General features: G+C 46.9%; 9 protein-coding genes. 8 read left to right on the forward strand and 1 reads right to left on the reverse strand.

The annotated features are described in order from the left end of the window. The 7 genes from QZ375_RS02845 to QZ375_RS02875 form a co-directional block, all read left to right on the forward strand. A partial coding sequence (locus QZ375_RS02845; protein WP_295214946.1) for a zinc-ribbon domain-containing protein occupies positions 1-1,094 on the forward strand: 1,094 nt, incomplete at its 5' end. Positions 1,095-1,117: 23 nt separating this feature from the next. Further along, positions 1,118-3,136 (forward strand): serine/threonine-protein kinase, encoded by a 2,019-nt coding sequence (locus QZ375_RS02850; RefSeq protein ID WP_295214949.1) that lies wholly within the window; start codon positions 1,118-1,120, stop codon positions 3,134-3,136. 4 nt (positions 3,137-3,140) lie between these two features. Continuing rightward, positions 3,141-7,637 carry a PASTA domain-containing protein gene (locus tag QZ375_RS02855; RefSeq protein ID WP_295214953.1) on the forward strand — a complete coding sequence of 1,499 codons (4,497 nt, stop codon included), beginning with the start codon at positions 3,141-3,143 and terminating at the stop codon, positions 7,635-7,637. Positions 7,638-8,041: 404 nt separating this feature from the next. Next, the gene (gene gltB, locus QZ375_RS02860; protein ID WP_295214956.1) at positions 8,042-12,610 is read left to right on the forward strand and encodes a glutamate synthase large subunit; all 4,569 of its coding nucleotides are present in this window, start codon (positions 8,042-8,044) and stop codon (positions 12,608-12,610) included. Between the two features lie 14 nt (positions 12,611-12,624). Further along, positions 12,625-14,112, forward strand: coding sequence for a glutamate synthase subunit beta (locus tag QZ375_RS02865; RefSeq protein ID WP_295214959.1), 1,488 nt, complete (start codon positions 12,625-12,627; stop codon positions 14,110-14,112). A gap of 161 nt (positions 14,113-14,273) precedes the next feature. Then, positions 14,274-14,666: a cytidine deaminase gene (locus QZ375_RS02870; RefSeq protein WP_295214961.1), complete on the forward strand. Its 393-nt coding sequence runs from the start codon at positions 14,274-14,276 to the stop codon at positions 14,664-14,666. A 230-nt stretch (positions 14,667-14,896) separates the two neighbouring features. After that, positions 14,897-15,745, forward strand: a complete 849-nt coding sequence (locus QZ375_RS02875) for a YwqG family protein (RefSeq protein ID WP_295214963.1) — start codon at positions 14,897-14,899, stop codon at positions 15,743-15,745. 349 nt (positions 15,746-16,094) lie between these two features. On the opposite strand, the gene QZ375_RS02880 is transcribed toward QZ375_RS02875, so the two are convergent. Further along, complete coding sequence (locus QZ375_RS02880; protein WP_295214966.1) at positions 16,095-18,248, reverse strand: substrate-binding domain-containing protein; 2,154 nt, start codon at positions 18,246-18,248, stop codon at positions 16,095-16,097. A 145-nt stretch (positions 18,249-18,393) separates the two neighbouring features. On the opposite strand from QZ375_RS02880, the gene QZ375_RS02885 reads away from it, so the two are divergent. Further along, the gene (locus QZ375_RS02885; protein WP_295214969.1) at positions 18,394-21,663 is read left to right on the forward strand and encodes a glycoside hydrolase family 98 domain-containing protein; all 3,270 of its coding nucleotides are present in this window, start codon (positions 18,394-18,396) and stop codon (positions 21,661-21,663) included. Positions 21,664-21,675: the final 12 nt, after the last annotated feature.

A 21,675-nucleotide genomic window follows, 5' to 3' on the forward strand; every position in this document is an offset into this window, starting at 1 on the left:
GGTTGTCTATCTCAGAACCGTCTTTTGACTATATCATTATTATACTAGGAGAGATTCATATGTATTGTCAGTATTGTCAGGCGCTGATCCAGGATGGTAGTGTATTCTGTACAAACTGCGGAAAGCCTCTTCCGCCTCAGGCTGCTGGTACGCCGACGCCTCAGCAAAACAAGGTGCTTCGCTGTGCCAATGGGCATTTTTTTGATGCGATGAAATATGAACAGTGTCCGCACTGCGGTGCATCTGCTAGTGCTGCATCCACAGCACCTCAGCCAGTAATGCCCACAGCGGCTCCTTCCGGGAAAAAAGGAAAAAAAGAAAAGCAGAAGAAGCCGCTGTTTGGCTTCGGATTTCACAAGGACAAGCCAAATGTACCGCAGACACCATCCGGTATTCCTGGAAGCGGAGCTGCACCAAATCCATATAATCAGGTGAATCATACCATTGCACTGATGGATTTTGAGGAAGAGGAACCTGCGCCGACACCGGTACAGCCGGCAGCGTCGATGCCTATGAATGCAAAAAAAGCAGTGACACGCCATGGTACAGAGTCCACACCAGTACAGAATATATCTGCTCCAGCGGAACAGCCGAAACCTGCAGCACCGCAGCCTGAGATCCCGGTAGAGCCGGCTTCTCAGGAACAGCCGGTTACGCCGATTTCTCAGGTGAAAACACCTGTGCGAGAAAAACAGGCAGATTCTTCAAAGACCATTGCCATTTACAGCGACCTTAGCGATGATGAACCGGTGGTAGGGTGGCTTGTCTGCATAAAGGGTGCTTATTTTGGTCAGAGTTTTAATCTGATTGCTGGAAAGAATCTCATCGGCCGTTCTCCCATGATGGATATTTCCCTGGAGGATGAGGACAGTATTTCCCGGAATACCCATGCTATTTTGATCTATGAGCCGAAAAAACGAATCTTTATTTTGCAAGCAGGGGAAAGTAAGGGATTGACCTATCTCAACGATGATCTGATCCTGGAATACGAGACGCTGCATGCCTACGATAAGATCCAGCTGGGCGAATGCGAATTGCTTTTTATTCCGTTCTGCAATGAAAACTTTACATGGGATTCGTTCAAAGAAGCGTGATCTTTCTATGAGGGGTATGAAACATGCAGAAGCGTTGTAACAATTGTTTTCATGAATATGAGGATGTCTATGAGATCTGTCCTCACTGCGGCTATGTCGAGGGCGGAAGTGCAAAGGAGTTATTTTATCTCCAGCCGGGTATGAAGCTTGCGGATCGGTATATTGTGGGGATGGGAATTGGTCATGGTGGATTTGGTATCACTTATCTGGCGTGGGACACGAAGTTTGAGATCACTGTTGCCATCAAAGAGTATTATCCTAGCGGTATCGTCAATCGTGTACCGGGAACGTCGGATGTGATATTATTTGCCGGAAAACGGAAGAAACAGTATGAATTTGGCTTTACCCGGTTTATTGAAGAGGCCCAGAATATGGCGCAGTTCAGTTCTCATCCCAATATTGTCAATGTCTATGAATATTTCGAGGAAAACAATACTGCCTATATCGTCATGGAATATCTGGACGGTATCTGTCTGGATGACTACTTGAAGGCACACGATGGAAAACTGTCTGTGGCAGAAACTGTGCATCTGGTGGAGATGATCTGCCATGCACTGAAAGATATTCACAAAAAGGGAATTATTCATCGTGACATTGCACCGGATAATATTATGGTCTCTCCGGACGGCAATATCAAGCTGTTTGACTTTGGCGCAGCTCGGTTTTCTCTGGATGAGGATCGGAAAATGACAGTTGTTGTAAAACCGGGTTTTGCACCTGTGGAGCAGTATAATAAGGTCAATACCCAGGGTCCTTGGACAGATATTTATGCATTGGGTGCTATGATGTATATGATGCTGACTGGCATAAAACCGGATGAGTCCACAAACCGTGCTATTGAGGATACCGTACAGCCTCCTCATGTATTGGATCCAAAGATCCCGGAATACCTGAGCAATGTAGTCATGAAGGCTATGGCAATGAATCCGGTCCTGCGGTTTCAATCCATCGGAGACATGGAAAAAGCGCTGCTTCAGCAGAAAAAAGTGCATTCTCCGGAGGTGGATCAGAAACGCCGGAAATGCCGCCGTTTTGTGACCATTGTTGGATGCGGTGTTGTGGTCTGTACTGCGGCGTCTGTTCTGGGTGTGCGCTTCTGGAACCAGTATCTTCCTGCTGCATCTGTCACTGTTTGTTATCAAAAAACTGGTGTCAGCACTTTGGATGCAGCGAAGCAGGATGCAATGGAATCTGTGGCGGAGCAATTTCAGGAATTCTATCCCCAGATAGAAGTGGAAGTAATGGGTAAAAGTGCTGTAGAAATGCAGGAAATGCTGGAACACCGGGAGGAAAACGCTGCTGTTCCCATATTGTTTGAGAGTACAGATCTGTCTGAAGAATTCTGTGCGGACTGCGTGGATCTGACAGGAAAGCTGGATGCGGATACCCTTGTGGAATGTAATTTTTCAAAAGAGATCAGGGCATATACATCAGAGGAAAAGAAAATTCCTCTGGGTTTCCGTATGCCGGTACTCTATGTGAATCAGAGCCTGTGCGAAGATACATTTCCGGAGGATGGCACTTCTCTGTTATCGGTCTCGGGACAGGAAATGTATTTGCAGAATAGCAGCGAAACATATTCCGTTCTGGATGCTGTTGTGCAGTCTGCGGACAGCGAAGTTTTTTACAGACTTTTCCCGGATGCAGTCCTGACAGAAACCATGGATGCATCTGCTTTTCTGGAACGCAGTACGACGTATTATTTTTCCGACAGTGCAGACTATCTCCCTATCATTTCTTCCATTCCGGGACAGTCAGTAGTTATTCCGGTGGATGCAGAAGCTGCAGCAGATGGAATTCCATGTCAGTTCGATTTTACCTGGAGTATTTCCGGGGGCAGCAATGCAGAGAAAAAGGCGGCAGGACAGATGCTCTCTTATATGCTTTCTGAAGAGGGACAAGAGACACTCATGGTGCAGAATCAGAGCAGTACAATGCCGCTGCATCAGACAGCATTGGAGCATTACTGTTCCGTTTATCAAGAAATTTTTTCGTCAGTGCCAGAGAAAATCACTAGCGGTATACTATACATAAAGGAGTGAGAGGATGAAGCAAGGCAAGGAAGAAAAGCAGTGTCTGGGGTGCTTTCGGTCTTATGGAAAAGAGTTTACCGTTTGTCCTCACTGCGGTTACGTGGAGAATACGCCGGTAGAAGAACCATTGCATATGGAGCCGGGGTCAATTCTGCGGGAACGCTATACCATCGGAAAAGTACTGGGGTTCGGCGGATTTGGTGTGACATACATCGGCTGGGATCCGATCTTGTCTGTCAAGGTAGCAATAAAGGAATATCTTCCCAGCGAATTTTCCACTCGTATGGTAGGACAAACTGCGGTCAGCGTCTATAATGGCAATAAGGCGGAGCAGTTTCAGCAGGGTATGGAGCGTTTTGTGGATGAGGCAAAGCGCTTGGCAAAATTCAGCCATGAAACAGGTATCGTCAAGGTCTATGACAGTTTTATGGAGAATAACACCGCCTATATCGTCATGGAATATCTGGAGGGAGAAACCCTTGCGGAAAAGATCAGGCGCAGCGGAACGCTTCCTGCACAGGAGGTGTTGTCGCTGCTGATGCCAGTCATGTATTCTCTGGAGGCGGTACATAAAAGTGGTATTGTACACCGGGACATTGCACCGGATAATATCATGGTCACGGAGGATGGCGAAGCAAAGCTTATTGACTTTGGTGCGGCACGATATGCTACAACATCCCATAGCCGGAGTTTGACGGTCATTATCAAAGAAGGCTATTCTCCAGAGGAGCAGTATCGCAGCCGGGGAGAACAAGGGGCTTATACTGACGTTTATGCTATTGCTGCTACCATTTATAAAGCAATTACGGGTATTACGCCGCCAGATGCATTAGAACGCCGGGTATATTGTGAAAACAAGAAGAAAGATCCTTTGAAAGATATCAATACTTTTGAAACAGATCTGACGGAGATCCAACAGATTGCACTGATGAATGCTCTGAATGTGCGGATCGAAGACCGGACACCAGATATGGAAACTTTTCTGGCGGAATTGACTGCGGAAACAAAGCCTTTTCGCCGTCTGGGAAAGATCAAGCGTGTGGACTTTTTGAAGTGGCCTCTCTGGGCGAAGATCGGTCTGCCGACTGTTGCGGCAGGTGCAGTGGCACTGGGTGTTGTTGGCACCATGCTTCATGTACAGTATGAATCTGCTGATATCCCGACAGAAATGGTGCGTGTACCGGCTGTCATCAACTCTAAGCTGGACGATGGTGCGGATAAGCTCAGTTCCAGCGTACTTCTGGCAAGAGTGATCGGTGCACAGTCCTCCACTATTGTGCCGGAGCAAATCGTCATGAGCCAGAATAAGGGCAGCGGCTCTTATGTGCTGCAAAATACTGTAGTGGGCATGGAGATCAGTACCGGTGTGGAAAATAATCTGGTTCCCAATGTGACAGGCATGTATGAAGAAATGGCGATCAGTGAACTGGAACAGGCAGGTTATTCTGTCAATACAGAAGAGGTGTATAGTTCGGTTATTGCAGAGGGTGCTGTGATCTCTCAGGATATTGATCCAGGATCTGAATATGACCTGGGGGAAATCGTGACACTGACCGTCTCTCAAGGTACTAACCCGGACGAAGAGACTGAAACACAGATGATAGAAATGCCTGATTTGTCGGACAAGACCTTTTCTGAGGCAGTGGAAGCCATGGAACAATGCGGAATGCAGATCGCTGTGACTTCTCGGGAATACAGTGATACGGTGGCAGAGGATGCCATTCTGTATCAGAGTCTGCTGCCAAAACAGAAGCTTATGAATCAAAATACAGTTGAGGTAATGGTTTCTAAGGGCGGACAGACCATTCGGGTAGAAAATGTTTTCTGCCAGACTGAAGAAGACGCAACAGAGACTCTGCGGAATCAGGGCTTGACGGTTTCAGAAGTGATTTATGAAAGCAGTGAACTGTATGAACAAGGACTTGTCATTGCGCAGAGTCCCGAACCGGGAGAGGAAAGCGAACTGAATGCACCGGTATCATTGACGGTCAGCTCCGGCTGTGCAGCGTTTACCATGCCGGATGTGTTGGGGATGCCCCAGGAAAAAGCACGGGAGACTCTGCTGAAGCTGGGACTTGTGGTGACAATTGGCTATGATATGGAGCAGGATAAGGAATCCGGAATCGTTTTGGCACAGGATCTGAAATCGGGTGAAGCGGCGATGCCGGGTGATGTGGTCGTACTGACAGTCAATGCTGAGCCGGATGCGGAGATCGTGGAGATCCCGGATGTGACTGGTATGGAACAAAAGAAAGCATCACAGACTTTGGGAAAACAGGATCTCAGGGTTGCAGTCAGCGAAGCTTACAGTGATGAAGTGGAAAGCGGTGTTGTCATCTCACAGATGCCGCCTGCCGGCGTTTCTGTGGTATCTTCTGGCGTTGTTACACTGACTGTCAGCATGGGCAGTGCAACGGCAGCTGTGCCGGATGTGTTGAACCGTTCTCAGGCAGTGGCGGAATCTATGCTGGAAGATCAGGGTTTTAAAGTAAAAATAGAGACGGCATATAGCGATATTGTAACGCATGGCATGGTCATTTCTCAATCCCCCGAAGCAGCAGAAACCTTGCAGCAAGGGGAAACGGTAAAGCTTGTGATCAGCAAGGGCAAGGAACCCGTGACGATTCCCAATGTGGTCGGTAAAACAAAAGAGGAAGCAATCAAGGCGTTGACGGAAAGCCATCTGACTTATACAGTACATACAGCTTACAGCGATACCGTGCCGAAGGATTGTGTGATATCGCAGATTCCTGAAGCCGGTCAGAAGAAATTGTCCGGCGATAAGATCGTATTGGTGGTCAGCATCGGAAAAGCGTCTGTCATGCCTACGGGGATCACGCTGAACGAAAGCACTCGTACCATGACAGCAGGAGACTCCTTCCAGCTTATTTCTGTCATTCAGCCGGAGAATGCCAGCGACAAAGTGGTAAACTGGTCATCCAGCAATCCCACTGTGGCATCTGTCAGCGAAAACGGTTTGGTAAAAGCTGTTGCAGAAGGAACGGCTGTCATTACCGCCAAAACAAACAGCGGCGGAAAGACAGCGGCATTTCAGGTGACTGTAAAAAAACCAGAGGTGGAATCCATTACGATTTCTGCCTATCCCTCAAAGCTGACATATTATACTGGGGAAACGTTGAATACAAGCGGTCTGAGACTTATGGTAGTATATAGTAATCGGCTGACTGAGATGATCTCCAGCGGTTTCCAGGCAAGCTGTGATCTGAGCAGAAGCGGTGAAAAGCAGGTTAGCGTGACTTATGAGGGACTGAGTACTTCTTATGGCATCACAGTACTGGGCACCGATATTTCCATCAGTGCATCCAGTCTGAGTCTGGCGGTAGGAGATACCTACCGTTTGTCTGCGGTGAATTCTACGGGAGGCACAGTGACATGGTCCAGCTCTAACAGCAGCGTTGCCAGTGTTGCAGATGGAGCTGTCGTGGCACATGGCGCAGGTTCTGCTGTGATCACTGCTTCTATGACATACCAGGGAACTACTTATAAGGCAGAGTGCAGTGTCAGCGTTCAGGAACACATTACCGGAAGTGTATCCCTCAGCGCTCCAGGGCGTGTACTGAATGTAGGTGAAACGGTGAAACTTTCCTGTACAGTTTCGCCGTCGGGAGAATCTGTCAGCTGGAAATCCAGCAATCCGGGATGCGTTTCTGTGGACGGCAATGGCAATATCAAAGCGCTTACAGGCGGCGATGCTGTCATTACTGTCTTCATGACTTATAAAGGGAGTTCTTACAGCGATTCTTGTACTGTGACGGTACAAAAACCGTCGCTCAGTCTGAGTCAGCAGTCGTTGTCACTCTATGCCGGACAAACAGCAACATTGACTGCAAGCACAAATCTTTCCGGTGCAAAGGTACAATTTTCTTCTAATAATCCGGGAGTTGCCACATGCGGCAATGACGGTATCGTGAAAGCCAGTGCACAGGGAAATGCAGTCATTACTGCAACTGTGACAGATGCCAATGGAACATCCTATCATAGTCAGTGCGAAGTGACGGTAACTGCACTGTCCATTGCTTCTCCGCCGAATTTAAGCTTATATCCTGGCGAAAGTGGAACCATTCCCCTGAGTGGCGTGCCAGGTGTAGCGGATGTAAAATGGAAATCTTCTGATTCAGGCATTGTACAGATCGACAATAACGGCAATTATGTCGCAAAAGCAGCAGGAGACAATGTGACATTGACGGCAACAGTCACGTTGGGCATGACATATTATGTCAACTGTACGGTGACGGTGAATCAGCCGTATATTACGATCACTAGCTATCCTACCTCTATTCTTCATGCACAAGATCGTGGAACGCTGGGTATTGCATATGATGCTGCGGGGCAAGCTGATGTGGAGTGGCACAGCAGTAATCCGGCATGTGTCAGTGTGGGAAATAATGGCAGCTATACGGCTATTTCTCCTGGCAAAACGACCATTAGCGTAAGATTTGTGCTAAACGGTATAACTTATGAGGATGCGGTCGAACTTCAGGTAGAATAAGAACTTGTTCTTATCAAAACTATATTCGAAACTTCGAGCACATTTTTTGCAAAGGCAGGTTCTTATTTATATTCAGTTTCTGACAGAGAAACTTTCAAAAGTATTCCGGTACTGACGTTTTCAAAAAAATACAGCTCAAATTCTTATTATTAAAAAAATAAAATCGAGAATAATCTTATTTCATTCGAAAAAAATCCAATTTCCCTATTGACAAACTTGTCGGAATACGCTATAATAAAATTAATCAAAAGGCTCGTGATATGAGTCTGTTATAGAAAGAAGCAATGGCGCTTACAGAATGGAACTGTTCAGTTTCTGTTCTGTAGGCGCTTTTTTGTTTTTTGCGGCTGTGATATCCTGCCGAAGTGCAGGATACACGAAATCAAAGCAAGGGAGAAGTGACCATGGATAATTACAGAACACAGGAACCATTCGCAAAGAATGGTCTGTATGATCCACGTTTTGAACATGAAAATTGCGGTATCGGTGCAGTTGTTAATATGAGCGGCGAAACTGACCGCAAAGTTGTTGACAGCGCACTGCGTATTGTAGAAACGCTGGAGCATAGAGCTGGTAAGGATGCCGAGGGTAAGACTGGCGATGGCGTCGGCATTCTGCTCCAGATCTCGCATACCTATTTTTCAAAGGTAGCAAAAGAAGCTGGTATTCCCATCGGAGATAAGCGGGAATATGGTATCGGTATGTTTTTCTTCCCTCAGTCGGAGGAAAAGTATCAGAAGGCTATACAGACCTTCGAGGATGTACTGAAAGAAGAAAAGTTGGAATTCCTCGGATGGCGTGAAGTACCGGTAAACCCGGACGTACTGGGTACAAAGGCATTGGATAGTATGCCTCATATTATGCAGGCATTCATCAAAAAGCCAGAGGACTGCGCCAAGGGTCTGGAATTCGACCGGAAGCTCTATATTGCCCGGATGGTCTTTGAAAAGCGGAATAAGGAGACCTATGTGGTTTCCTGCTCCAGCCGTACCATTGTATATAAAGGTATGTTCCTGGTAAATCAGCTTCGTCTGTTTTATGATGATCTGAACAGTCCGGATTATCATTCTGCAATCGGTATCGTTCACTCTCGTTTCAGTACTAACACCAACCCTAGCTGGCAGCGTTCTCATCCGAACCGCATGATGGTACATAATGGTGAGATCAATACCATTACAGGTAACGTGGATAAAATGCTCAGCCGAGAATCCATCCTCCACTGTAAAGCTCTGGATGACCGCATGAATGACATCCTGCCTATGCTGGATGTAACTGGTTCCGACTCGGCACGTTTGGATAATACTCTGGAATTTATGACCATGTCTGGTATGGATCTGCCTCTGGCGGTAATGATGACTATCCCTGAGCCGTGGCAGCATATCCCTACCATGAGTCGGGAAAAGCGTGCGTTTTATCAGTATTATGCAACTATGATGGAACCCTGGGACGGTCCTGCTTCTATTATTTTCACAGATGGCGATGTGATGGGTGCAGTGCTCGACCGAAATGGTCTGCGTCCGTCCCGGTATTATGTCACAGATGACGGCTATCTGATCCTTTCCTCTGAGGTCGGCGCACTGGATGATATCCCGGCAGAGAAGATCATCAAGAAAGAACGTCTCCATCCAGGTAAAATGCTCTTGGTGGATACAGTGCAGGGCAAGCTCATTGATGATGATACCCTGAAAAATTACTATGCAAAGCGTCAGCCCTACGGCGAGTGGCTGGATCATAATTTGTTTGAGCTGCGGGAACTGACCATTCCCAACAAGCGTCCCTTCCGTCATGGCGGAAAAGAATTGCTGTGCCTCCAGCGTGCTTTTGGCTATGATTATGATTCTCTGTATCATGTGATGGTGCCCATGGCACTGAATGGCGGCGAGCCGACCTCTGCGATGGGTACAGATACACCCATTCCGGCAATGTCCAGAAAAAATCCGCCTCTGTTCGATTATTTCAAGCAGCTGTTCGCACAGGTAACCAATCCGCCGATTGACTCCATCCGGGAATCGGTAATCACGGATACAACAGTATATCTGGGTGTTGCTGGTAATATTCTGGAAGAAGATGAGCGCAACTGTCGTGTTCTGAAAGTGAATAACCCCATTCTGACCAATCTGGATCTCATGAAGATCCGTGATATGAAGATTGAAGGCTTGAAAACTGCTGATATTTCTATGCTCTATACCAAGGATGTACCTCTGCACGATGCCATTGAACATCTATATGTGCAGGCAGAGGCAGCCCATGCAAACGGTGCTACTATCTTGATCCTGACTGACCGTGGTGTAGACCGGGATCACCTGGCAATCCCGTCACTGCTGGCAGTTGCAGCGCTGGAGACCTACCTGGTCAAGACGCGAAAGAACACCGCTATCTCTCTCATTATTGAGACAGCAGAGCCTTGTGAAGTGCATCATTTTGCAACGCTTCTGGGCTTCGGTGCAAGTGCCGTCAATCCGTATTTGGCGCTGGATTCCCTGTACGATATGATCAACCGTGGTTTGGTGGATAAGGATTATTCCCAGGCAAGCATGGCATATATCGATGCAGTCGTTTCTGGTATCGTTAAGATCGCATCGAAGATGGGTATTTCCACCATCCAGTCCTATCAGGGATCCAAGATCTTTGAGGCACTGGGCATCAGCGAAAGCGTGATGCAGGAATTCTTCCCGGATACTGTCAGCCGTGTGGGCGGTATTGATTTGGATGATATTGCAAAGCGCAGCATGGAAATGCATGAGAACGCATTTGATCCTAACGATTTGGGCATGGATGAGGGACTGCGCAGTGTAGGCTGGCACAAAGCCCGCAGCAACCAGGAGGATCATCTGTACAATCCGGAAACCATCCATCTGCTTCAACAGGCAACCTGGCGGGATGACTATAATCTGTTCAAGCAGTATTCTGCATGTGTCAATGCAGAAGACCGGCATGTGACACTCCGCAGCACATTGGATTTCCAGTTTGCAGAGGATGGCGGCATCCCCATGGAAGAGGTAGAGAGCGTCGAATCTATTATGCGCCGCTTCAAGACGGGGGCGATGTCCTACGGTTCTATTTCCCAGGAGGCTCATGAATGTATGGCGATCGCCATGAACCGTATCGGCGGCAAATCCAATAGCGGTGAGGGCGGTGAAGATCTGGAGCGCATCGTCACTTCCGGCAGCGCAGTCGATAAGTGCTCTGCTATCAAGCAGGTGGCATCCGGACGGTTCGGCGTAACATCCAAGTATCTGACTTCTGCAAAGGAAATTCAGATCAAGATGGCACAGGGTGCAAAGCCCGGCGAGGGCGGTCATCTGCCGGCAAAGAAGGTATACCCCTGGATCGCAAAGACAAGACATTCTACACCGGGTGTTGCCCTGATCTCTCCGCCGCCGCACCATGATATCTACTCCATCGAGGATCTGGCGCAGCTCATCTATGACCTGAAAAACGCCAATAAAAAGGCGAGAATTTCCGTAAAACTGGTATCTGAAGCCGGTGTTGGCACCATTGCTGCCGGCGTTGCAAAGGCAGGCGCAGGTGTCATCCTGATTTCCGGCTATGACGGCGGTACTGGCGCAGCTCCCAGCAGCTCTATTCACAATGCGGGTCTGCCTTGGGAACTGGGACTGGCAGAAACGCATCAGACTCTGATCCAAAACAATCTGCGTTCCAAGGTCGTAATTGAAACAGACGGTAAAATGATGACCGGTCGTGACGTAGTTATTGCTGCACTGCTGGGTGCAGAAGAATATGGCTTTGCGACAGCACCGCTGGTAACTATGGGCTGCGTTATGATGCGTGTCTGCAATCTGGATACCTGTCCGGCAGGTGTTGCCACTCAGAATCCGGAACTGCGGAAACGGTTTCACGGAAAGCCGGAATATGTCATCAACTTCATGCGGTTTATTGCGCAGGAAATGCGGGAGTATATGGCTAAATTGGGCATTCACACTGTAGACGAACTCATTGGTCGTTCTGATCTGCTGGTACAGAAGCAGTACCCGGCAGGCAGCCGTGAGAGCAAGATCGACATGTCCCGGATTCTGACCAATCCTTACGCAAATCCGGAAAGTGATATAAAAATGCATTTTGTACCGGAAGATGTATTCGATTTCAAGCTGGGCGAAACCATTGATGAAACCGTGATCATTCCGGAGATGAAGGAAGCGCTGGCAAAGAAGAAGCACAAGGAGATCAGCATCAATGTCAGCAACCTGAATCGTGCACTGGGTACGCTGTTCGGTGCAGAGATCACCCGGAAATATTATAACACCCTGGACGATGATACCTATGTGGTACATTGTATCGGCGCAGGCGGACAGAGCTTCGGTGCATTTATTCCGAAGGGTCTGACTCTTGCACTGGAAGGTGACAGCAATGACTACTTCGGAAAGGGACTTTCCGGCGGTAAGCTGGCAGTGTTCCCGCCCAAGGGTTCCCAGTTCAAGGAAGATGAAAATATCATTATCGGTAATGTGGCACTCTTCGGTGCAACCAGCGGTAAGGCGTTCATCAACGGCGTTGCCGGTGAGCGCTTCTGCGTCAGAAATTCCGGCGCCTCCGTTGTTGTTGAAGGAGTGGGCGAGCATGGCTGCGAATATATGACCGGCGGCTGCGCAGTAATCCTGGGCGAAGTGGGCAAGAACTTTGCAGCTGGTATGAGCGGCGGTATTGCCTATGTTCTGGATCGGGAAAACGACCTGTACACCAAGCTGAACAAGTCACTCGTTGGTTTCAGCAGCGTCACAAGACCGGGGGATATCGCACAGCTTCGTGGTCTCATTGAAGAGCATGTGGCATGGACAGATTCGGCACTTGGCAAGGAGATTCTGGCGGACTTCGAGGGTTATCTGCCCCAGTTCAAGAAGATCGTACCGCATGATTATGCAAAGATGCTGGACAGCATTGCAGTGTTCCAGGCAGAGGGCATGAGCCGGGAAGAAGCACAGATCGAGGCATTCTATGCCAATACGAGAAATTAACAGGAGGAACGATCATGGGAAAATCAACTGGATTTCTCGAATATGAGAGAGTCGAAAATGCGGGACAGGAGCCGCTGGAACGAATCAAGACCTATCGTGAATTCCACACGCCCCTTTCGGACGAAGAGCGTCAGAAGCAGGGTGCACGCTGTATGGAATGCGGCGTTCCGTTCTGTCAGGCAGGAAAGCCGATCTTTGGCATGGTTTCTGGATGTCCGCTGAACAATCTGTGCCCGGAGTGGAATGATCTGGTATACAAGGGCTTCTGGGATGAAGCAGCGGATCGTCTGCTGCTGACAAACTGCTTCCCGGAATTCACCTCCCGTGTCTGCCCGGCACTCTGCGAAAAAGCATGTACCTGCGGTCTCTATGACGATCCGGTGACAGTCAAGGAAAATGAATATGCCATTATTGAAAAAGCATTTGCCAGCGGACACATCAAGCCCAATCCGCCCAAGGTACGCACAGGAAAGCGTGTTGCTATTGTCGGCTCTGGCCCATCAGGTCTGGCAGCTGCATTGCAGCTGAATAAGCGTGGACATCATGTTACTGTATTTGAACGGGAAGACCGTGTGGGCGGCTTGCTGATGTATGGTATCCCCAATATGAAGCTGGAAAAAACTGTGGTACAGCGCCGTGTGGATATGATGGAAGCCGAAGGCGTGGAGTTCCGCACAGGCGTGGACGTGGGAAAAGATATCACCGCTGCGCAGCTGTTGAAAGAATATGATGCAGTTGTCCTGGCGTGCGGTTCTTCCAATCCCCGGAATATCACAGCAGAGGGACGGGATGCAGATGGCATCTACTATGCAGTGGATTTCCTGAAAGCGACCACAAAGAGTCTGATCAATTCCAACCTGTCAGATGGTTACTATATCAGTGCTAAGTATAAAAATGTCATCGTCATCGGCGGCGGCGATACGGGTAACGACTGTGTCGGCACAGCCATTCGTCACGGCTGCAAATCCGTGGTACAGCTGGAAATGATGCCGAAGCTGCCGGACAGCCGTGCAGAAAACAACTCCTGGCCGGAGTGGCCCCGTGTCTGCAAGACAGACTATGGTCAGGAGGAGGCAATCGCTGTCTTTGGTCATGATCCCCGGATCTATCAGACCACAGTAAAGCGCTTCATCAAGGACGACAAGAACCATGTCCGTGCGGTGGAGACCATCAAGCTTCAGTCGGTGCATGATCCGAAAACCGGACGGATGCGCATGGAGGAAATTGTAGGCAGTGAGCAGATCCTGGATGCAGATCTGGTACTGATCGCAGCTGGATTCCTGGGAGCACAGGCATATGTCACAGATGCTTTCGGCGTAGAACTGACGCCTCGCACCAATGTTGCAACGGAGGCAGGGCATTACCGCACCAATGTGGATCGTGTGTTCACAGCCGGTGACATGCACCGTGGCCAGTCTCTGGTGGTATGGGCAATTCGTGAGGGCAGAGAAGCCGCACGGGAAGTGGATGAATTCCTCATGGGCTATACCAACCTGCACTAATTGCTGAATAAAGAGTATATATCATAAAAACAGGCAGACTGCACAAAAAATGCGGTCTGCTTTTTCTTTGCAATTTTGCGGAGAGTGTGGTATAATGGAGATGGTTCAGGTCGGTTCGATGCGGCTGGGACGATAAATCGGAATTTTACAGGAGGGACAACATGGAGAAGATTTGGACGAAAATGTACAAAGCTGCAAAAGCAGTTCTGAATGAACGCAGAATCTCGGAGTATGTAACTTGTGGAGAAGTGTCTGCGGCAATTCTTTCACGGTCGGGAAAGATATACACGGGAGTATGTATTGACACTTGCTCGACTCTTGGTATTTGTGCTGAGAGAAATGCAATATTCAATATGATTACCAATGGTGAGCAGGAGATTGACAAAGTACTGGCAATCCTGCCTGACGGATCTAACGGTGCACCATGTGGAGCTTGTCGTGAGCTTATGGTGCAGCTCATGCCTGATACTTATAAGGACATCGAGATTATGCTCGACTATGCTACGGAACGCATTATCAAGCTTGGTGAGATAACTCCCGAGTGGTGGATATAAATTAGTTCTGATTTATTGTGAATCTGTTCTTGATAGGCTGTAATGACTACAGAATCAAGAGCAAACATAGTAGAAAACAAGCAGACTGCACAAAAAATGTGGTCTGTTTTTTCTTTGCAATTTGGTAGAGAATGTGGTATAATGGAAGTAGTTCAGGTCGGTTTGGTGTGGCTGGGACGATAAATCGGAATTTAACAAAAGTGACAAATTTAGATTCAAAGGAGATTTATATGACTGAGGAACAAGCAATGCAGTACACAAAATATGCTGCTGAAAAAGCTCTTGATGAACTTGAAAAACAGTATTCTATACGTTTTGCATTAAAAGAGAAAACATCATCCGTATTTGAAAGCAAAATCGGAGGCATCCCATATTTCCCATCGGAAGCTGAAATTCCGCTTGACGGTGACGGAAATCAGCTGAGATTTCTAATGCAGATCAATTGCAGTGATATAAGAGGGATAGAGTGCTTTCCGAAAAAGGGCATGATTCAGTTTTGGATCAGTGCAGACGACACCTGGGGTATGAATGCCAAAAACAATAAAGGCTACAGGGTCGTATATTATGATCATATTTCTGAAACTGTTATCGAACCGCCAATTACTGAATTCAATGATGTGGAAAAGGAGTTTTTCCCTTTGAAAGGTGAGTTTGGCGTTGAATTTATTGGATTGATGGCAGCAGTTCCTAAGGATTCGAAAAAATACCAAGAGAAATTCTGCGAATATTTCAACGAAATATCTGGTGAAAATATAGAGGATCTATATGATCTGTATTTTAAACTGCATCTTCCTTCTACAGTTTTAGATGAAGCTGTGTATAAGGGGAATTCAGCGCATGGTCATAAAATCGGCGGTTCTTCGTATTTCTGCCAGTATGATCCTCGTGAATCAGAAGAGGAGCAGGAAAAGTATAATTTTCAGCTTTTGCAGATGAGGAGTGATTTTGAAAGAATCAACGGAAATGATTATGAAAATATTATGTGGGGAGATGCAGGGATTTGTCATTTCTTCATAAATAGTGAGAAGCTGAAAAACTGCGATTTCAGTGATGTTTTATATTACTGCGATTGTTCTTGAACGGAAAATTCTGATTTATTGTGGATTCGTTCTTGGTAAGCTGTAATAACTATCGAATCAAGAGCAAACATAGTAGAAAACAGGCAGACTGCACACAAAATGCGGTCTGTTTTTTCTTTTGTAGCAGAAAGTATGATTCATTATATCATAAGCAGCATAAAAGACCTGTATGGGCTTGCTCTTCAAATAATATTGTTTCACAAAGATTGACATACAAATTAGGCTTTGTGAAATCAACTGAATGTTATACGATTAGTGCCAAATCAAAAAAATACATGCTGCCCTTGATTTATATTGTACTCAGATGCTCATACGTTTACGACTGTTATAGCAAGCCAAGAAAAAATTTTCATTTAAGATACCGATATTGCTTTGGTGTATATCCTGTTATTTTTGAAAACTGCCTCAAGAAGTATTTTTCATCTTGATAACCGCATTGTTCAGCGATATGTCGGACATTCTGATCGGTTGTACACAGCAGATACTTTGCTTTTGCAATTCTGGCGCGGATGCAGTCCTGATGGATGCTGATGCCAAAACAGTTTTTATAAAGAACACGCAGATGTCCACAACTAAATGCGTGTGCTTGACATATGCTTTCCATCGAAACGGTTTTTTCTGGCGCAATATAGATGGTATTTCTGATTTGCAGCATCTCTTGGTAATACGGCAAGCTGCGATTTTCCGAGAGCAACTTCAACTTTGCATCCAGATGAGATGTGGAAAAAGCAAGCAGTTTGGATCTGGTGCTGTCTTGATCGCACTGGACCGCCAGACAGAGATAGGAATCCATGCCATAGTTTTTGATGTAATCCTTCCTTTGCAGAAAAATTGAGGAAAGTCTGTCGGCTAACAGTTCTGCATTTGAACCTTTTCCATAGACAAAGCAGGCAAAAACGGTATCACTGATCCTTTCGCAAATATCTTTACTTCCGCAGAATTCCTTTACTGCTTCAGCAGCATCCAAAATAGCGGAAATTTTCTGATCGACATTGGGAAAGGCATTCTCAAAAATGCATATTTTCAAAAGCACATAAGTAAAATCTGTGTTTCCTGTTCTTTTGAGGGAGCGGTAAACCGATTCCATTCCTTTTGCATTGTATAGGTTTGTCAGGGAATCCCGCTGTCCGGAAAGATTTTGGCATTTCGTCAGATATTGGATGTCATTTTTCATATGTAAGACTTCTAGTCCGTTTGCAACGGATTTCAGCCAGTTCCGGAACGTGTTATCATAGGCATCGGGTGTGCTGCATTTCAAGATCACATATCCTAAGGTTTTTCTGGAGAAAAACAGTGGGTTTAAATAATATGCAGCAGGCTCGTCGTCAAAAAGCTTTGCAAATTTGGACTGGTGCAGGGAAAGGGCCTGCCGATCCGAAAAAATACTATAACATACCATAGTATCGGCATTTGCGGCGCTTTCGTACCAACTGTCATATAGGCAGAGATACATTTCGTCCACATGCTGTAACAGATATCGAAAATCACGGCAGACATGGAGCAGATCGTAAATATTGCTGCATTCTGCCAAGCAGCGGTCAAACTGACTGAACAGATTTAGAAAACTGTGTACTTCCTTTGCATGTATTTCCTTTAATTCCGCATTCAGATGTTTTGGTGCAATGCCGCAGGAACAGCTGTTTCCGTGTATCATTTTCCCGGTAAGTTCCGGAACTTCTGGGTAACTTCCGCTTGCAAGCTTTTCGGAAAGAAACTGGACAGCTGCCGTTCCCAGTCCTTTGCGGTTTCTTTGATATGTCGTCAGGATGGGCGCGTGACTGAAACGCTCCCGGATGTATTCATATCCCACGACGGTGACATCATGGGGCACGTTGATGCCATTGTCCAGAAAGGTGTTCAGCAGTCCGTATGCCATATGATCATTGGCACACAGAATTGCTTCCGGCAGGGGAAGTTCCTTCTGAATATATTGCATCGCCAGTTCCTGTCCCGAATTCATCCAGAAATCCCCGAAATGGACTTTGTTTTCATGGAAAGGAATACCATGCACAGTAAGGGCGTTCCGATATCCTTCCACACGAAGATGGGATGCTTGAATGAACGAGTGCCCGGTGAGCATGTCGATGTTGGTGAATCCGTGTACCTCGATCAGATGGTTTGTGATATCTTCCATATCATGCACATCATTTGTGTTGATGAACTGGAAATTCGGCAGCACGAAATCAGGAAGAGGTGTGCCGATGGCAACAATAGGTAAGTTTTGCTGCCTGGTTAGATTCTGTATGATTTGCTGCTGAAGCTCAGTGTTGATAATGACTTCGGAGATCAGAATGAATCCGTCAAATGCATGAGACAGGATCAGGTCGTAGATCGCATTTTCACAACGAAGTGCGGCGTTTGGCTCATTGGGATTGTAGATGTTGGAAAGTATCACAATGTCAATGTTCATGAGCTGGGCTTGTTCCATGACCCCATATAGAATCTCACGCTGTTCCATGTCTGCAGCTTGTGCGGCAATTATGCCAAATATTTTTCGTCTCAAGTGTACCATCTCCATTTTCTCGGTGAAGTTGTTTTCATTATACCGCAGCGAAGTTCCCATGTTAAGAGAAACATCTTCATTTTGTCCACTTAAAACGCATAATGTGAGTTGACGATACAAAAAGAAAAATGTATAATATGTACAAATGAACTGGATAGCAGATTTGTGCTGCAAGCCTGGTGCAAGCAGTATCAAGAATGCGGATTCCAATGCGGTTGTACAGACACTGGAAAACCTTTCTCTGGAGGCGGAGCCTTTTACTGCATCCGCAGCAGGCAGCTTCCGCCGTCCGGTCTCCAATGAACATCCCATGTGGATCGTGCACATTGACTCCTGGAACTATGCAGACCCGGCAAAGATCATTGACCTGATTCCGGAGGATGTTTTGCCTTATGTGGTGTTCAACATTTCCCTTTCCATCAATTGGGATCGGGATAATCATAAATGGCTCATGATCCAGGATGGTTATGAAACCGCCAAATCCTGGCTGAGAACCTGTGCTGATAAGGAGGTCTGGACAATGATCCAGCCGTCCAGCGGCGGACAGTGTCATTTTCCGGATTATGCTGCGGACTATGATCTGGACAGCACCATATTCGGGGAGTTTTTCCGGGATTATCCCAACTTTATCGGCTATAACTATTGCGAACAGTTCTGGGGATTTGAACAGGAGGATTTTCCCATCACATGCGCTGACCGCTACAGACACTTTGCTGCGTTGCTGAAATTGTGCAATAAATACGGCGGCTATCTGGACGTGAGCTGGTGTGGAAATCAGTGGAGTCCGAAGATCAATCCCCTTGCCATGCTCAAACAGGTGCCGGAGTGGGAAGAGGCATGCCGTCAGTATTCCGACAATTTCATTCTGGAAGAGAAATATACCCAGGGCAGTTATATTGCTGATATGGAAAGTCTGGTATACGGCTATTACATCTCCGGTTATTGTGGGAATTTTGGTGTACGGTATGATGAAACAGGCTGGACAGACCGTTCCAGCGATGGTACAGAAGCGCTGCCTTCCAAGGAGCAGTACAGAGTCGTCACTGGTCTGCCGATCTTTCTGGAACGTATGGTGAAAAACGGTGCTACTGTCATTGACGGTCCAGAACTTGTCTGGGCAGATGATTTTAAAGAAACGTGGGGAATGACAGACAGTGAGGGTTATCGTGTCCGAGAGTGGGAGATGTACGATCAGTATCAGAATGTGATGCTAGATGTTTTCCGGAAGGTACAGGATGGAATGATCCGCATTCCTGACCGGAAAGAAGTTGTGAGCAATACGAAGCTTGTGGTCATTCAGGATGTTGCCGACGGAGCTGGGAAAACGTGGGATGAACCGTACAGCACATATCCAACGCTGTTCGAGGGCTTGTATCGCATGAGCAATGACGGAAATCTGAAAGACAATACCATTCTGTATAAGAGTACGGGTACATATCAGACGATTCCCACGGTGTATGCACTCAAGGATGATCTGGCAAAATCCATTCCCGTTCAGGTGAAGCAATCAGAAATCCCGTCACGCTGGCCCACTATCGAAGCGAAGCAGGAGGAATTCAATCAGCTGTACACTTCGGATTATTGGGGCAACTGCTACGCTGGCAGAAACGAAAACACATGGGTGACATACAATCCAGACAAAAACGGTGCACCGGCTGGGGGATTCCTTTCACTGCAATACAACACCTGCAAGCAAATGGAAGTGACATTTTCTGAGCGTGCATCTGCACTGATCAACGAATACAGCAATCATATTGACCTCTATGTGAATAACTACGATGAAGATGATCCGACGACGCTGAAAACAAATACATTCAAGTTTTATGGTTGTTCCTCTGAACCGACATTTACATATCAAGACAGAGGCGTCAATCAGACAGCAAGCCAGATCACAGGAAACTTCAGCAGTGACGGCACGTATACGCTTACGGTTAAGCACAATGGCCCTGTTGATATTATAGTAAACTGCTCCGGCAGTGAAACCAATCGTCTGACTTCGTATCAGACAGCCACTCTTGTGGAACCTGCAGCGCCGGATTTCTATGAGGGCGCACGGCAATATGAAGGGGAATTTTTTGATACAAAGAATATCGAGGGAAATGTAACAAACGGATGTAACAGCGGTATTACCGGTTATCAGGGGCAGGGTTTTCTGAAATTCGGTACCAATGCCTCCGCAGCGGTAAAGGATACGGTGGCAACACAGAAAGCAGGTACATTCCAGATGACATTGCGGTATGCAGTGACAGCGGATATCAATACGGTTGACCTGTATGTCAACGGCACAAAGGTAAAGACGCTGTCGCTTTCGAAAGGCACGTCTCTCAGCGATTGGAAAACGATTACGCAGGAGATCTCATTGATCGAAGGCGAGAACAAAATTGAACTGAAAGCGAATGCAGCTTTGGCAAGTACTTTGTATCTGGATAATTTTATTGTAGACGGAGATTTCGGTGATGCTGCCGTTTCACTGCCGCCGCTGAACGGCAAGCTGATCCAGAATCTTGTGGTCAATGATAAGGAGAACGGCTCTGATTGGTCGATCTATGAGGAATTTGGTGAAGGTTCTGTTTTGTTCGGCGATCGTGACATAACTGCAACCAGTGTTCCGTCAGTCCTCGTAGGGACAGAGGCTGTCAGAACTGCCTGCGATTCCAAACTGTATACCTCTGATCTGGGAACATTCCAGGCAGGCGATGATATTACGGTATTTGTTGCTATGGATTCTCGTGTTGTCCCGGTTCTTCCGGACTGGCTGAAAGGCTGGGAAAAGACAGAGGATACCGTCTTGTCTTCTAATGATCTGACCTATGTGATTTATGCCAAAGCCCTGCGTTCCGGTGAAACTATGACGCTTGGCATGAACGGTGGAAATGGCAATAATACCAATTATTTTGTCCTCGCAAAGCTGACAGAGCAAATGCAGTCTACAACCACAACAACGGAAAAATCGACAGTCTCTACGGCAAAAACCTCTGCAACAGAGCAACGTACTGCAACAAGTTCCGGCAGCCAGACAGAGACAGTCTCGACGACAGCAACACAGTCCACGTCGGCTACAGAAACAAAGCAGCCGGATATAGAAACAACATCGCAAACTGCAACATCTACATCTAAAACTGGCACAGAGGACACTGGTTTCACTGAAACTACATCAAAATCATCTGATAAAACCAGTTCCACTGCAACATCTCCTGAAACAGTAATTCTCTATGGTGATGTCAATATAGACGGAAGAGTGGATATTACAGACGCAGTACTCCTGAACAAAGCAACTGCCGGTTCGGTACAGCTGAGCGATGCAGCTATGCGCAATGCGGACTGCGATAATAATCAGGCACTTGATGGAAATGACGCACTGCTTTTGCTGAAATTTCTGGTACATCTGGTCAGTGTACTTCCCTGCACAGAATAAATGAGGTGACAT

Origin of the sequence: Ruminococcus sp. (genome assembly GCF_019417665.1) — a bacterium.
Classification (GTDB): Bacteria; Bacillota; Clostridia; order Oscillospirales; family Ruminococcaceae; genus Ruminococcus_C.